Raw genomic sequence first — 12,003 nt, 5'->3', positions numbered from 1 at the left:
GCGTCGATGTCCCACCGGCTCGCCGTCAAAGGCGGAGCCGGCTCCTACAGTCTGTCACGAAGATTTACCGCCCGCGCGGTTCGCCGCAGTTGCGCCTCTTGCCGTTCGATGCGACGATCTCCGTCGCGACATGAGACGGATGGGCGTGCATGGGCGAGTTCAACGGCATTCGCTGGGCTTATGATAAATACGAATTGATCGCCGACGGTATCGTCCATGGCGTCGGCCTCGTGCTGGCGCTGATCGGGGCTACCGCGCTGATCTTCTACGCCACGGTCTGGAGTTCCTACGGCGAACTTGCCGCCGCCTGGATTTACAGCGTCGGGCTGGTGCTGACGCTCGCCATTTCCTTTTCCTACAATGCCTGGCCGGTCTCACGCACGAAATGGTATCTGCGCCGCCTCGATCATTCGGCAATCTTCATCCTGATCGCCGCCACCTACACCCCGTTCCTCGAACGTGGCGCTGACGATCCGCTGCTGATGTTCATGCTGGTCGCAATCTGGACGTTCGCGGCCGCCGGCATTTTCGTCAAATGCGCTTTCCCCGGGCGTTATGACCGTCTCGCCATTCTGCTCTACCTCGCCATGGGCTGGAGCGGAGTGCTGGTTGCCGAGCCGGTCGCTTCGCGCATTCCCTTCGCTTCGATGCTGCTGATCATCATCGGCGGGGTCATCTATTCGCTCGGGGTCATCTTCCATGTCTGGGAGAAGCTGCGCTTCCAGAACGCCATCTGGCATGGCTTTGTCGTTGCCGCCGCAGCGGTGCATTATTCGGCGGTCTTCACTTGTTTCAGCTCCCCGGCGTCGGGTCTCTGACCTGCGGCCTTGGCCCAAATCGTCCTCATGTCGCATCGGCCGTTTACATCTGTCGAGGCGGAGCGTATGCCGCTTCGCAGACAATACGAGCCGGGCAATCATGACAGACGCCGTCCTCATCCGCGACGCCAGCGAAGCCGACCTTTCCGCCATCCGCGATATCTACAATCACGCCGTCGAGCACACGACGGCAATCTGGAACGACACGCTGGTCGATCTCGAAAACCGGCTGGAATGGTTCAGAGCGCGCAAGGCGCGCGGCTTTCCGGTCGTCGTCGCCGAAATATCAGGCAAGGTTGCAGGTTACGCCTCCTATGGCGACTGGCGAGCCTTCGACGGCTACCGTCACACGGTCGAGCATTCCGTCTATGTCGACAAGGACTGCCGGGGCGCAGGCATCGGCGAACTCCTGATGCGCGAACTGATCGCGCGTGCCGCGGCCGGCAACATCCATGTGATGATCGCCGGTATCGAGGCGGAAAACGCAGCCTCGATCAGGCTGCACGAAAAGCTCGGTTTTCGCATCGCCGGCAGATTTTCCGAGGTCGGCACCAAGTTCGGCCGCTGGCTGGATCTCACCTGCATGGAACTCCGTCTGCCCGGGCGAACGGATTGATCCGGCTGCCCCGGCGGACGGATTGATCCGCAAATCCATAGCGAGCGTTCGCCATCTTTTTATTGTAGTCTGAGCTGTGTAGAAATCAGAGCAGCCTGCTTCGCAGACGAAGCTTGAAAGCGTGACGGAGGTGAACAGTTCCATGGCAATGCACAGATCGCCCTTCGGCCTCCTTGCCTTCGCCTTTCTCGCCTTTGCGCCGATCTCCACGCATGCCGCCGATTGCGGCAGCACGGCCTCGCCGAAGCTCGACTGGCAGGATTGCACCAAGAAGAACCTGATGCTGCAGGGCAGCGATCTTGAAGGCGCCAATCTCTTCGGCACCGATTTTTCGCTGACCGATCTCGCCGGCGCCAACGTCAAGTCCGCCAACCTCGAAAAGGCGACGCTGGTGCGAGCCTCGCTCGAGGGCGCGCGTGCCGAAGGCGCCAACTTCGCCAAGATCGAGGCCTATCGCTCCAGCTTCGCCAATATCGTTGCCGAAGGCGCTTCCTTTGCCGGCGCCGAGTTGCAGCGCGCCAATTTCACCGGCGCCCGGCTCGCCGGAGCAAGCTTCGAAAAGGCCGAACTCGGCCGTGCCGATTTCGACAAGGCGGTGTTGACGGGGACGAAATTCTCCTTCGCCAACCTTTCCCGCGCCGATCTCTCCGGAGCGGCCTTCGAAGGCGCGGCCATATTCGATCGTGCCTTCATGTTTCTCACTCGCATCGAAGGCCTGGATCTTTCGGCCGCAACCGGGCTCGAACAGGCGCAGATAGAATTGGCCTGCGGCGATGCCTCGACCAAACTGCCGGCTGGCCTGAGCACGCCGGCAAGCTGGCCGTGCCCTGCCGAGCACGAGTGATCGGCAGGCGTCGATTGGCGCCGTTGAAAACCCCTCCCCAACCCCTCCCCACAAGGGGGAGGGGCTAAGCTGCATTATCCGGCGGTGACCAAAAGGACGGGTTTGCCGGCTGTTCCCGTTCAACGGATTGATACGATGGAGGGTTACGTGAAGCGGTGCTGCACGTTAGCCCCTCCCCCTTGTGGGGAGGGGTTGGGGAGGGGAGCGGCAGAGCCCATCACCTTGAGATGAGCCGCTTTTCGATTGCGGAATGCCTACTTCTCCGCCTCGAACACCATGGCGTGGCCATTGATGCAGTAGCGCAGGCCGGTCGGCGGCGGGCCGTCGGGGAAGACGTGGCCGAGATGGGCTTCGCAGGTGCCGCAGCGGATTTCGGTGCGCACCATGCCATAGGTCGTATCGCGATATTCGGTCACGGCATCGGGCGATACCGCTTCGAAATAGCTCGGCCAGCCGCAACCGGCATCGAATTTCGTGTCGGAGCGGAAAAGCGGCGCGTTGCAACCGACGCAGCGGTAAAGTCCCGTTTCGAAGGAATCCCAGTAGGGGCCGGTGAAAGCGCGCTCCGTGCCGTGCTGGCGCGTGATGCGATATTGCTCGGGGGTGAGCTGCTCCTTCCATTCGGCATCGGTCTTGTGGATCTTCGGAGTGGTTGCAGTTTCGGACATGGCGTGCTCCTTTTGCCGAGGGGCGGTTCCGTTTCGCAAGAAAATGTGGTGCCTCCCCCTCACTTCATCAAGGCTGCGGCGCCGCGCCAGGAGATTCGCGGCATAGCGCAATTGGGGGAAGACGTTTGCTTTTACATCCGTTAGGAATTTTCCGTTAGGGTTAATGTGACGTGCATTGGAGAAACCACTGGTGTTTGAAACCGTAATCTTCCTGCTTTATGGCCTGGTAGCCGCAGCCGCCATGGTGGTCACGATGTTGGAAGGCTGGGCCAACCATGACGGTTTGACACTCTATCGTCTCGCCGGGCTCATCGCCTGTTTGCTCTGGCCGCTGACGCTTTTGCTCTTCCTCCTGCACGGCTGCGTCGCGCGGCTGCTGACACGTTTTTCCCGCCGGATGGCCTGAACGGTTTCCGATACGCTCGTGCAGTTTCGCCCTGTGATCGAAATTGCTTGAGAGGTCCTGCCATTTCGCCTAAGTCAGAGACAGGCCGATTTTCGCTGGCCTTCGTCTATTGCCGGTAGAGGAGGAGACATGGCCGATGTCACGGCTCTGACATTTCTGGCCTTGTGTTTGCCGCTCGCCGGCGCTCTTGCCGCTCCCTTCGTCATCCGTGCTTTTGGCGCAAACGGCGCCTGGTTCCTGGCGATTGCTCCTTTCCTTGCCTTCCTGCATTTCCTGCGTTTCGTTCCCGCTGTCGCGCGTGGCGAGGTCGTTACCGGCGGCTATTTCTGGGTGCCGAGCTTCAACCTCTCTTTCTCATGGTTTCTCGATGGCCTGTCGCTGGCTTTCGCGCTTCTGATCACCGGTATCGGCACCCTGATCGTTCTTTATGCCGGCGGCTACCTCAAAGGTCATAAGGATCAGGGCCGCTTCTTCTCCTTCATCTTCCTCTTCATGGGGGCGATGCTCGGTGTCGTCGTGTCCGACAGCTTCCTGATGTTCTTCATCTTCTGGGAACTGACGTCGATCACCTCCTTCCTGCTGATCGGCTTCGACCATGAGCGCGAGGCGGCTCGCCGCGCCGCACTGCAGGCTTTGGTCGTCACCGGTGGGGGAGGGCTCTGCCTCTTGGCCGGCCTGCTGCTCCTCTGGAACATATCGGGCGTCACCGAGATGTCGCAGCTGATCCGATCGGGCGGTGCCGTGCGCGAAAGCCCGCTCTATCTCGCTGCCCTCATCCTGGTCCTCGGCGGCGCCTTCACCAAGTCGGCGCAGTTTCCCTTTCATTTCTGGCTGCCGAACGCCATGGAGGCGCCGACGCCGGTGTCGGCCTATCTGCATTCGGCCACCATGGTGAAAGCAGGCGTCTATCTGCTGATGCGGCTCAATCCCGTGATGGGACCGACGCCTGCCTGGGAAATGCTGCTGCCCTTCTTCGGCGGGCTGACGCTGGTGGTCGGAACAGCGCTCGCCATCCGCCAGACCGACCTGAAGCTGAAGCTCGCCTATACCACCGTCTCTTCCCTCGGCCTGCTCGTCATGCTGATCGGCTTCGGTTCGGATCATGCGATGGCGGCGGCGGCGCTCTATCTGGTGGCCCATTCGCTGTTCAAGGGCGCGCTCTTCATGGTCGCCGGAATCATCGATCACGAGACCGGCACGCGCGATATCACCAGATTGCGCGGTCTGAGGCGGACGATGCCGCTGACATGGATTACGGCCCTTGCCGCGGCATTCTCCATGGCCGGCCTGCCGCCCTTCTTCGGCTTCCTCGCCAAGGAGGAGATCTATACGGCGCTTCTCGGTGGCAATCTCCGCGCGCTGACCTTTACGTCGATCGCGGTCTTCGGCAATGCGCTGATGTTCGCCGTCGCTTTCGCCGTGGCGCTGAAACCTTTCCTCGGCCAGCCGATGGAGACGCCGAAACATCCGCACGAGGCCCCCGCGCTGCTCTGGCTCGGCCCCGCTGTTCTCGCCGTTCTCGGGCCGCTCGCCGCGATCTTTTCGGCCTTCACCCACGCCGGCATATCTTCGCCCATCGCTGCCGCCATCCGCCAGACGCCTGTCGATATCGATATTTCGCTTGTGCCGCATGTCGGCCTGCCGCTGCTGCTTTCCGTCCTGACCGTGCTCTTCGGCATCGGTGTCTATTGGCAGCTGGATCGCGCCCGTTTCCTGATGGCCGTCTTGCTGCGCGCGGCCGGTCCCGGGCCGGATCATGGCTTCGACGTCGCCGTATCCGGTCTTGTTCGCTTCGCCGGCCGCCTCATGCGTGTCCTCCAGCCGGGGCGGCTGGAGATCTATGTCACCTGTACCTTCCTCTGTGTCGCCGCCATCCTCATCATTCCGCTGGCGGCCTATGATGAGCTGCCGCGTCTTCCCGCCTGGCCGGCCGACGTGAGGCTGCATGAATGGGCCGTCTTCCTGATCGCCGCCTTGGGCCTTGCCGCTGTCCTCGTTGCCCGCGACCGGCTGACGGCTGTGGTCTCGCTTGGCATCCAGGGCTTCGCCGTCGCCGTCATCTTCCTGTTGTTCGGCGCGCCGGATCTGTCCTTCACGCAATTCATGGTCGAAACTCTGTCGGTCGTCATCCTCGCGCTCGTCATGACCAGGCTTCGGCTCTCCCCCGCCGATCATCGCCCTATGGCCGGCAGGCTTTTCGACGGCGCGATCGCGCTCGCCTGCGGCCTCGGCTTTACGCTTTTGCTGATGCGGGCGACGCAAGCGCCGTTCAACGACGCGCTGACGGTCTTCTTCAATAGCTATTCCAAATCGATTGCTCATGGCGCCAACGTCGTCAACGTCATCATCGTCGATTTCCGCGGCACCGACACGCTCGGCGAAATCGCCGTCGTCGCCGTCACCGGCCTCGCCATCCTGGCGCTGATCCGCATCCGCGCCGGTACGGAGCGCAAGCTTGCCGCCAATGATCCGGATGCGGTGGGGGCAGGAGAGTGATCCCGTGAACACCCTCATCTTCCGCACCGTCGCCCCGTTCCTCACCGCGCTGATGTTGCTGTTTTCCGTCTTCGTGCTGCTGCGCGGCCACAACGAGCCGGGCGGCGGCTTCATCGGCGGCCTGATCGCCGCCTCGGGACTGGCGATCTACGGCATTGCCCGCGGTGTCGCCGCCGTTCGCCGCGCGCTCTTCTTTCATCCGCTGACGATCGCCGGCGCCGGCTTGCTGCTGTCGACGATCGCGGGCCTTCTTTCCATCCTCTTTGCTGTTCCCTTCATGACCGGCCTCTGGGTCTACCCGAGCCTCCTGGGCACCGAGGTGGCGCTGTCGAGCGTGCTGCTCTTCGATGTCGGCGTCTATCTCGTCGTGCTCGGCGCCATCACCTCGATCGCGCTGGCGCTCGAGGAAAAGGAGGTGGAGTGATGGAGCCGCTTCTGGCAATCCTCGTCGGCCTGTTCTTCGCCGCCGCCATCTATCTGATGCTGTCGAAATTCTCGATCCGTATCATGCTCGGCATCGCCATCCTCGGCAATGCGGTCAATCTCCTGCTCTTTACATCAGGCCGGCTGACCAGCGAGGTGCCGCCGATCATCCCGGCCGGTCTCGACGCCCTGCCATCAGGCACGGCGAACCCGTTGCCGCAGGCGCTCATCCTGACGGCGATCGTCATCTCCTTCTCTTTCCTGGCCTTCCTGCTGGTGCTGACCTACCGCGCCTATCAGGACCTCGGCACCGACGACACCAGCGAAATGCACGCCGCTGAGCCGGACGACCGGCCGCTGCCGCCGTTGGGGTATTGAGGATGGACGTGGAAGTTTTGGCTGAAGCTCGGCAGGCGGCCTCCCTCTTCTCCCCAGCGGGGAGAAGGTGCCCGTCAGGGCGGATGAGGGGGGCGAGGAGCGATTGCGACGAGCGTCCGCAGCGCGAGCGAAGGACAGCGCGTGCCGTGCCGCCCCCCTCATCCGACCCTTCGGGCCACCTTCTCCCCGCTGGGGAGAAGAGGGAGCAAGGCGTGCCGAGCGGAAAAGAAGTCTGATTACATGGCCGCTCCAATCACCATAGATCTTTCCGCCGCTATGATCGCCGCCCCGGTGCCGATCGGCCATTGGCTGGTCATCCTGCCGGTCGTCCATTGCATCGCGCTCGGCGCCGTCCTGCTGATGGCCCGCGCCCATCCGCGTCTGCAGGGCTGGCTTGCCATATCAGGTCTTGCGCTGCTGGCCCTCATGGATGCGGCGCTGCTTGCCAAAGTTGCTGCCGAGGGGCCGCTGACCATGGTCATGGGGCGCTGGCTGCCGCCCTTCGGCATCGCCTTCACCGTCGATCTCTTCGGCGCGCTGATGGCGTTCACCGCAGCCCTTGCCGCGCTCGCCGCCGGCATCTATGCGCTGGCCGATATCGGTGAAAGCGGCCGGCGGTACGGTTTCTTCCCGCTGCTCATGCTGCTGATGGCGGGCGTCACCGGTGCTTTTCTCACCGGCGACGTCTTCAATCTCTACGTCTGGTTCGAGGTGCTGCTGATCTCCTCCTTCGGGCTGATCATTCTCGGCTCCGAGCGTGAACAGATCGACGGGGCGCTGAGATATGCGGTGCTCAATCTCATCGCCACGACGCTGTTCCTGATCGGTGTCGGCATTCTTTATGCCGCCTTCGGCACGCTCAACATGGCCGACATCGCGGCAAGGGCGAAGGATTTGCGCGGCACGGCGCCGCTGATGACGCTGGCAGGCCTCTTCCTGCTCGCCTTCGGCATGAAGGCGGCGGCGTTTCCGGTCAATTTCTGGCTGCCCGCCGCCTACCACACGCCGCGCATCGTCGTCTCGGCGCTGTTTGCCGGCCTGCTCACCAAGGTCGGCATTTACGCTCTGATCCGGGTGATGGTCATGCTGCTGCCGGTGGAGCGTGAGGAGCTGAACCTCGTCATTGCGCTTGCCGCGGCCGCGACCATCCTCGTCGGCGCCCTTGGCGCGCTTGCCGAAAACGATATCCGCAGGCTGTTCGGCTATGTCGTCATATCGGGAATCGGCAATATACTGGCCGGCGTCGCAGTCGGCAGCCCCGGCGGCATCGGCGGAGCGATCTTCTATGCCCTCCATTCCATCGTGCTGATGACCGCGCTCTACCTCGCAGCCGGCGAGATCGCCCGGCGGGGCGGCGGCTTTTCGTTGTCGGCCTTGGGCGGGCTCTACCGGCAAAGCGGCGGCTTTGCCGCGCTGTCTCTCGTGCTATTCCTCGCCGCCTGCGGCCTTCCGCCCTTTTCCGGTTTTTGGCCGAAGGTCATGCTCGCCAAGGCGTCGCTCGACAGCGGCGCCTGGTGGCTTGCGGCTTCGATCCTAGCGGGAGGTTTTCTGATGACCATCGTCTTCGGCCGCCTCTTTCTGCTCGCCTATTGGCGTCCCGCGCCGATGGCGCTCGCCCCGTCGCGAGCGTGCTGGCGCACCGGCCTGTCGCTTGCCGCGCTGACGGCACTGACCATCGGCTTCGGCATTCTGCCGGAACAACTGCTGAAACTGTCGCAATCGGCCGCCGCCGACATTGTCGATCCGCAGGCCTATCTTCACTCGGTCTTCCCGGAAGGAAGTACGCCGTGATCGTCTTCCTCTTCAATCTGCTGCTTGCCATTGCCTGGGTCGCCGTCACCGGCAGCGCCTCGCTGCTCAACCTCATCTTCGGTTTCCTGCTTGGGACCCTGGCGCTCATCATCATTCGCGAGCCCTTCGGAAGCAGAGGATATCTGCGCCGCGCCCGTCTGGTGCTGTCGCTTGCCGCTTTGTTCCTGAAGGAGTTGTCGCTGTCGGCCTGGAAGGTCACGCTCACCGTCCTCTCGCCGGATATGAAGCTGAAGCCCGGCATCTTCGCCTTTCCGCTGACGGTCACGAGCGATTTCGAGATCACACTGCTCGCAAACCTCATCACGCTGACGCCGGGCACGCTTTCGGTCGATGTTTCCACAGATCGCCGCACGCTCTATGTCCACGCGCTCGATTGTTCCGATCCGGAAGCGACGAGGCGGGACATTGCGAACGGTTTCGAACGCAAGATCATGGAGGCCTTCCGGTGATTACGCCCGACGCAATCATCGCGGCCGCATCGTCGGCCGCACTCGTCATCCTGAGCCTGGCGCTGCTTCTGACCGTCTGGCGCGTCATTGCCGGGCCGACCCTGCCGGACCGCATCCTCGCTCTCGACATGCTGACCGGGATAGCCATCGGTTTCATCGCCGTCATTGCGGTCAAAACAGGCTTTTCGCTCTATATCGATATCGCCATCGCGCTCGGCCTCGTCGGCTTCCTCGCAACTGTCGCTTTCGCCCGTTTCTTGCTGTCGCGCGGCAGCATCAAATCTGCGCCTTCCGCATCCGCGGCAAAAATTGACGCGAAGACCCGTCGGGCAGGGAGGAAGCGCAAATGATCGATTTCATCGTTGCCGTCATCACCGCCCTGCTCCTCATAACAGGCGCGCTCTTTGCTCTGTCGGCGGCGATCGGCCTGGTCAGGTTGCCTGATCTCTATACGCGCATGCACTCGGCCTCGAAGGCGGGCACGGTCGGCTCCGGCCTGCTGCTCTTTGCCGCCGGCCTTTATTCGCAAGACCCGGTGATTCTCGTCCGCGCCATTGCCGGCTTCGTCTTCTTCCTGCTGACGGCCCCTGTATCGGCCCACCTGCTCGCGAGAGCGGCTCACCATTCGGGATATGATCTTGGCGGCATTTCGGTGCGTGATGATATGCGCAAGCGCTGAGAACATATGCTGTTCGGCGCCTTAATCAGTTTTACGCGAACTTATGCACAGGAAGGAACGAATAAACCTTGCCGATGGCCTGCTCAATTCTTCATCTGACATTTTTTCTCAAGAAAAACGACAAATAATAATTGGCGTTTCCGCCAAACGATGGTATTTGAAAATGCAAGTAGAGTTCTGATTGTGAATGACAATCGTACTGCTTCCAAGTCCCTCAGTTTTGATTTTTAATGTCTAACTGAGGCCATCGCCTGGGGCATGACGTAGTGGCTTTCCATCAGGCAGTATAAGAACAGGTCTCGCTCTTCGGAATCTAGGGGTGGATTCGCGTTTTTCGGAACAGAAGTCGTTTCCTGTGCTTTTGCTGTTCGCTTCTACGAGGCGGGTCTTTGACGTGTCAGTCAAAGACCGTTTGAGCATGCTAACAGGAGAAAGAATATGACGGATATAGCGACCGGCAATGGGCCGGAGCTGCTTGTGGAACTGACGGCCGACATCGTCGCGGCTTATGTCAGCAACCATGTTGTCCCGGTCAGTGACCTGGCCAATCTGATTTCCGACGTGCATTCGGCATTGAGCAACACGTCCGTACCGCAGCCCGCTGCGGCGATCGTCGAAAAGCAGAAGCCTGCAGTTTCTGTCCGCAAGTCCGTGCAGGACGAGCAGATCACGTGTTTGGAATGCGGCGGTAATTTCAAGTCCCTCAAGCGCCACCTGATGACGCATCACAGCCTCTCGCCGGAGGAATATCGTGAGAAGTGGGACCTGCCGACCGACTACCCGATGGTAGCGCCCGCTTATGCCGAAGCGCGTTCGCGCCTCGCAAAGGAGATGGGCCTCGGGCAGCGCCGCAAGCGCGGCCGCGGCTGAGCTTTTTCGAAAGCCACCAAAGACAAAAGCCGGGTCCTATGCCCGGCTTTTTTGTATGCATTCAGGACGGAAAATAATCGCTCCAGTATTTCGTGCCCTGCCGCAACGAATCGCATGAACGGCAGGATAGTGGGAGAGGCCAGCCTTAAGCTTTGGCGCAAGGCGTAGAATGTATTCCTGTACTATCAGCAAGTGTTAATATACTCATCGCGGCCGGCAGGTCCGAATCGATCCTCTGCGGAGGGCTCTCAAATCAGGCCGGACGCAATCGCTTCAAGCCGCCGCCCGGACCCTTGCCTCTTCCCTGATTCTGTTCACCATCGACCGCAGACCGTTCGAGCGCTGTGACGACAGGTTTTCCACGAGGCCTATCCTCGAGAAGATCTCGAAGGCGTCGAGGCCGGCGATCTCGGACGCCGGCTTGCCGGAATAGGTGGCGAGCACGATGGCGACCAAGCCGCGCACGATATGGGCGTCCGAATCACCCTCGAAGCTCATGATGGGATTGTCGGGATCGCCCGTCGTATGCGTCACCAGCCAAACCTGGCTGGCGCAGCCCATCACCTTGTTCTCGGAGGTGCGCTTTTCCTCGGCCAATTCGGGCAATGCCTTGCCGAGTTCGATGACATAGCGGTAGCGGTCTTCCCAATCGTCCAGGAAAGTGAAGTCGTCGATGATCTGGTCGAGGGATGCCATGGAAAAGCCTTTCACCGTTCAAGCAGTCCCAGCAAAAGTGCGCAGCGGTTTTGCGTCCGGAATGCGTCAGGAAATGCTTCTAAAGTGCATATAGGTGAAAGACCGGCGGATTTGAACCGTTAAAAAAGAACGCCGTGAGGGATGGGCATCCTCACGGCGCAGCAACATGCTGAATTGAAACAGGGCAGGCACGTCAGGCATGGGGCATTTCCGCGTCATGCGGACCACCGATGCAAGCTGGAGAAACGGTACGCTAAATCCAAAAGGTTAGAGCGGCCGCAGAAATTTCGTCAGATGGCCGGCTTCGGCGTCGGCAGCGGGATAGCGCCGGTCACTACCGTCTCGGCCGTATCGCCGTCGTCGACCGGCGGACGGTAAGGCATCGGCTGGTTGAGGGCTGCCTTTGCCTCGCGCACCTTCTCCTGGATCGAAGGCGCGGCGAGAGAGGGCATGGCAAGCGTCGCCGGAGCCTGCGCCTCGGCAAGCTTCGCGGTCGCCGGCGCCTCGTCCTGGAATTGGCTGTCGAGCAGTTCGTAGGCAACGCGGGCGCCTTCGCGGGCCCGGTAGCCGAGGGCGGTGAAAGTCTCGGCGCCCTTGACGCAGACCTCGGGTTTTTCCGAGCACATGCCTGTCAGATAGTCATAGGCGCCGCTTGCCGCCGTAAACGCGTCGGAAAGCTGCAGTTGCGGGCCGCTGGCGAGCTTGTCGGAACTTTCCGTGCTGAAGACGGAAAGAAGCACGAGCACAAGTCCAAACCAGAAGGATCCTTTGATCAGAAACCACATTGTCGTTGCCCATCCTGTTTGTCCCGTCCGGTCTTGTCGCCGAATCAGGCCGGTTGTCCGGTG

Annotated in this window: 15 protein-coding genes; 12 read left to right on the top strand and 3 right to left on the bottom strand. The window is 61.5% G+C overall.

Features of this window, described 5'->3' with window-relative positions:
• The first annotated feature begins 149 nt into the window (after positions 1–149).
• From trhA to QD408_RS19445, 3 genes are all read left to right on the top strand, one after another.
• Positions 150–818, top strand: coding sequence for a PAQR family membrane homeostasis protein TrhA (gene trhA / locus QD408_RS19455; RefSeq protein ID WP_414140425.1), 669 nt, complete (start codon positions 150–152; stop codon positions 816–818).
• 100 nt (positions 819–918) lie between these two features.
• Positions 919–1,434 (top strand): N-acetyltransferase family protein, encoded by a 516-nt coding sequence (locus tag QD408_RS19450; protein ID WP_414140424.1) that lies wholly within the window; start codon positions 919–921, stop codon positions 1,432–1,434.
• A gap of 142 nt (positions 1,435–1,576) precedes the next feature.
• The gene (locus QD408_RS19445) at positions 1,577–2,278 is read left to right on the top strand and encodes a pentapeptide repeat-containing protein (protein ID WP_414140423.1); all 702 of its coding nucleotides are present in this window, start codon (positions 1,577–1,579) and stop codon (positions 2,276–2,278) included.
• A 254-nt stretch (positions 2,279–2,532) separates the two neighbouring features.
• Here QD408_RS19445 and msrB read toward each other — a convergent pair whose 3' ends face one another.
• The gene (msrB, locus tag QD408_RS19440) at positions 2,533–2,946 is read right to left on the bottom strand and encodes a peptide-methionine (R)-S-oxide reductase MsrB (RefSeq protein ID WP_414140422.1); all 414 of its coding nucleotides are present in this window, start codon (positions 2,944–2,946) and stop codon (positions 2,533–2,535) included.
• A 190-nt stretch (positions 2,947–3,136) separates the two neighbouring features.
• Here msrB and QD408_RS19435 point away from each other — a divergent pair, with 190 nt between their 5' ends.
• The 9 genes from QD408_RS19435 to QD408_RS19395 all read left to right on the top strand — a co-directional run bounded on the left by QD408_RS19435 (position 3,137) and on the right by QD408_RS19395 (position 10,459).
• Positions 3,137–3,352 (top strand): hypothetical protein, encoded by a 216-nt coding sequence (locus QD408_RS19435; protein ID WP_088682262.1) that lies wholly within the window; start codon positions 3,137–3,139, stop codon positions 3,350–3,352.
• A 129-nt stretch (positions 3,353–3,481) separates the two neighbouring features.
• A complete protein-coding gene (locus tag QD408_RS19430) occupies positions 3,482–5,848 on the top strand; it encodes a putative monovalent cation/H+ antiporter subunit A (protein ID WP_414140421.1) in 2,367 nt (788 codons plus the stop codon).
• 4 nt (positions 5,849–5,852) lie between these two features.
• Complete coding sequence (locus QD408_RS19425) at positions 5,853–6,272, top strand: Na(+)/H(+) antiporter subunit B (protein ID WP_414140420.1); 420 nt, start codon at positions 5,853–5,855, stop codon at positions 6,270–6,272.
• The gene (locus QD408_RS19420; protein ID WP_088682265.1) at positions 6,272–6,649 is read left to right on the top strand and encodes a Na+/H+ antiporter subunit C; all 378 of its coding nucleotides are present in this window, start codon (positions 6,272–6,274) and stop codon (positions 6,647–6,649) included. The genes QD408_RS19425 and QD408_RS19420 overlap by 1 nt, the downstream gene beginning before the upstream one ends.
• A 240-nt stretch (positions 6,650–6,889) precedes the next feature.
• Positions 6,890–8,440: a Na+/H+ antiporter subunit D gene (locus tag QD408_RS19415; RefSeq protein ID WP_414140419.1), complete on the top strand. Its 1,551-nt coding sequence runs from the start codon at positions 6,890–6,892 to the stop codon at positions 8,438–8,440.
• Positions 8,437–8,910 carry a Na+/H+ antiporter subunit E gene (locus tag QD408_RS19410; RefSeq protein WP_088682267.1) on the top strand — a complete coding sequence of 158 codons (474 nt, stop codon included), beginning with the start codon at positions 8,437–8,439 and terminating at the stop codon, positions 8,908–8,910. Before QD408_RS19415 ends, QD408_RS19410 begins: the two co-directional genes overlap by 4 nt.
• On the top strand, positions 8,907–9,260 hold the full coding sequence (locus QD408_RS19405; RefSeq protein WP_414140418.1) for a cation:proton antiporter: 354 nt from the start codon (positions 8,907–8,909) through the stop codon (positions 9,258–9,260). The genes QD408_RS19410 and QD408_RS19405 overlap by 4 nt, the downstream gene beginning before the upstream one ends.
• Positions 9,257–9,589, top strand: a complete 333-nt coding sequence (mnhG, locus tag QD408_RS19400) for a monovalent cation/H(+) antiporter subunit G (RefSeq protein ID WP_414140417.1) — start codon at positions 9,257–9,259, stop codon at positions 9,587–9,589. Before QD408_RS19405 ends, mnhG begins: the two co-directional genes overlap by 4 nt.
• 438 nt (positions 9,590–10,027) lie before the next feature.
• On the top strand, positions 10,028–10,459 hold the full coding sequence (locus tag QD408_RS19395) for a MucR family transcriptional regulator (protein WP_008528845.1): 432 nt from the start codon (positions 10,028–10,030) through the stop codon (positions 10,457–10,459).
• A gap of 273 nt (positions 10,460–10,732) precedes the next feature.
• Here QD408_RS19395 and QD408_RS19390 read toward each other — a convergent pair whose 3' ends face one another.
• Positions 10,733–11,155 carry a SufE family protein gene (locus tag QD408_RS19390; protein WP_088682270.1) on the bottom strand — a complete coding sequence of 141 codons (423 nt, stop codon included), beginning with the start codon at positions 11,153–11,155 and terminating at the stop codon, positions 10,733–10,735.
• A gap of 290 nt (positions 11,156–11,445) precedes the next feature.
• On the bottom strand, positions 11,446–11,940 hold the full coding sequence (locus QD408_RS19385; RefSeq protein ID WP_414140416.1) for a DUF5330 domain-containing protein: 495 nt from the start codon (positions 11,938–11,940) through the stop codon (positions 11,446–11,448).
• Positions 11,941–12,003: the final 63 nt, after the last annotated feature.

Origin of the sequence: Rhizobium sp. BR 249 (genome assembly GCF_047445895.1) — a bacterium.
Taxonomy (GTDB): Bacteria; Pseudomonadota; Alphaproteobacteria; order Rhizobiales; family Rhizobiaceae; genus Rhizobium.
This window is presented reverse-complemented; position numbering and strand designations above follow the sequence as displayed.

Coding starts and splice junctions, on each gene's coding strand:
- QD408_RS19415 (WP_414140419.1), top strand. CDS start 6,890: ATGGCCGCTCCAATCACCATAGATCTTTCCGCCGCTATGATCGCCGCC.
- mnhG (WP_414140417.1), top strand. CDS start 9,257: ATGATCGATTTCATCGTTGCCGTCATCACCGCCCTGCTCCTCATAACA.
- QD408_RS19445 (WP_414140423.1), top strand. CDS start 1,577: ATGGCAATGCACAGATCGCCCTTCGGCCTCCTTGCCTTCGCCTTTCTC.
- QD408_RS19430 (WP_414140421.1), top strand. CDS start 3,482: ATGGCCGATGTCACGGCTCTGACATTTCTGGCCTTGTGTTTGCCGCTC.
- QD408_RS19450 (WP_414140424.1), top strand. CDS start 919: ATGACAGACGCCGTCCTCATCCGCGACGCCAGCGAAGCCGACCTTTCC.
- msrB (WP_414140422.1), bottom strand. CDS start 2,946: ATGTCCGAAACTGCAACCACTCCGAAGATCCACAAGACCGATGCCGAA.
- QD408_RS19390 (WP_088682270.1), bottom strand. CDS start 11,155: ATGGCATCCCTCGACCAGATCATCGACGACTTCACTTTCCTGGACGAT.
- trhA (WP_414140425.1), top strand. CDS start 150: ATGGGCGAGTTCAACGGCATTCGCTGGGCTTATGATAAATACGAATTG.
- QD408_RS19385 (WP_414140416.1), bottom strand. CDS start 11,940: ATGTGGTTTCTGATCAAAGGATCCTTCTGGTTTGGACTTGTGCTCGTG.
- QD408_RS19420 (WP_088682265.1), top strand. CDS start 6,272: ATGGAGCCGCTTCTGGCAATCCTCGTCGGCCTGTTCTTCGCCGCCGCC.
- QD408_RS19395 (WP_008528845.1), top strand. CDS start 10,028: ATGACGGATATAGCGACCGGCAATGGGCCGGAGCTGCTTGTGGAACTG.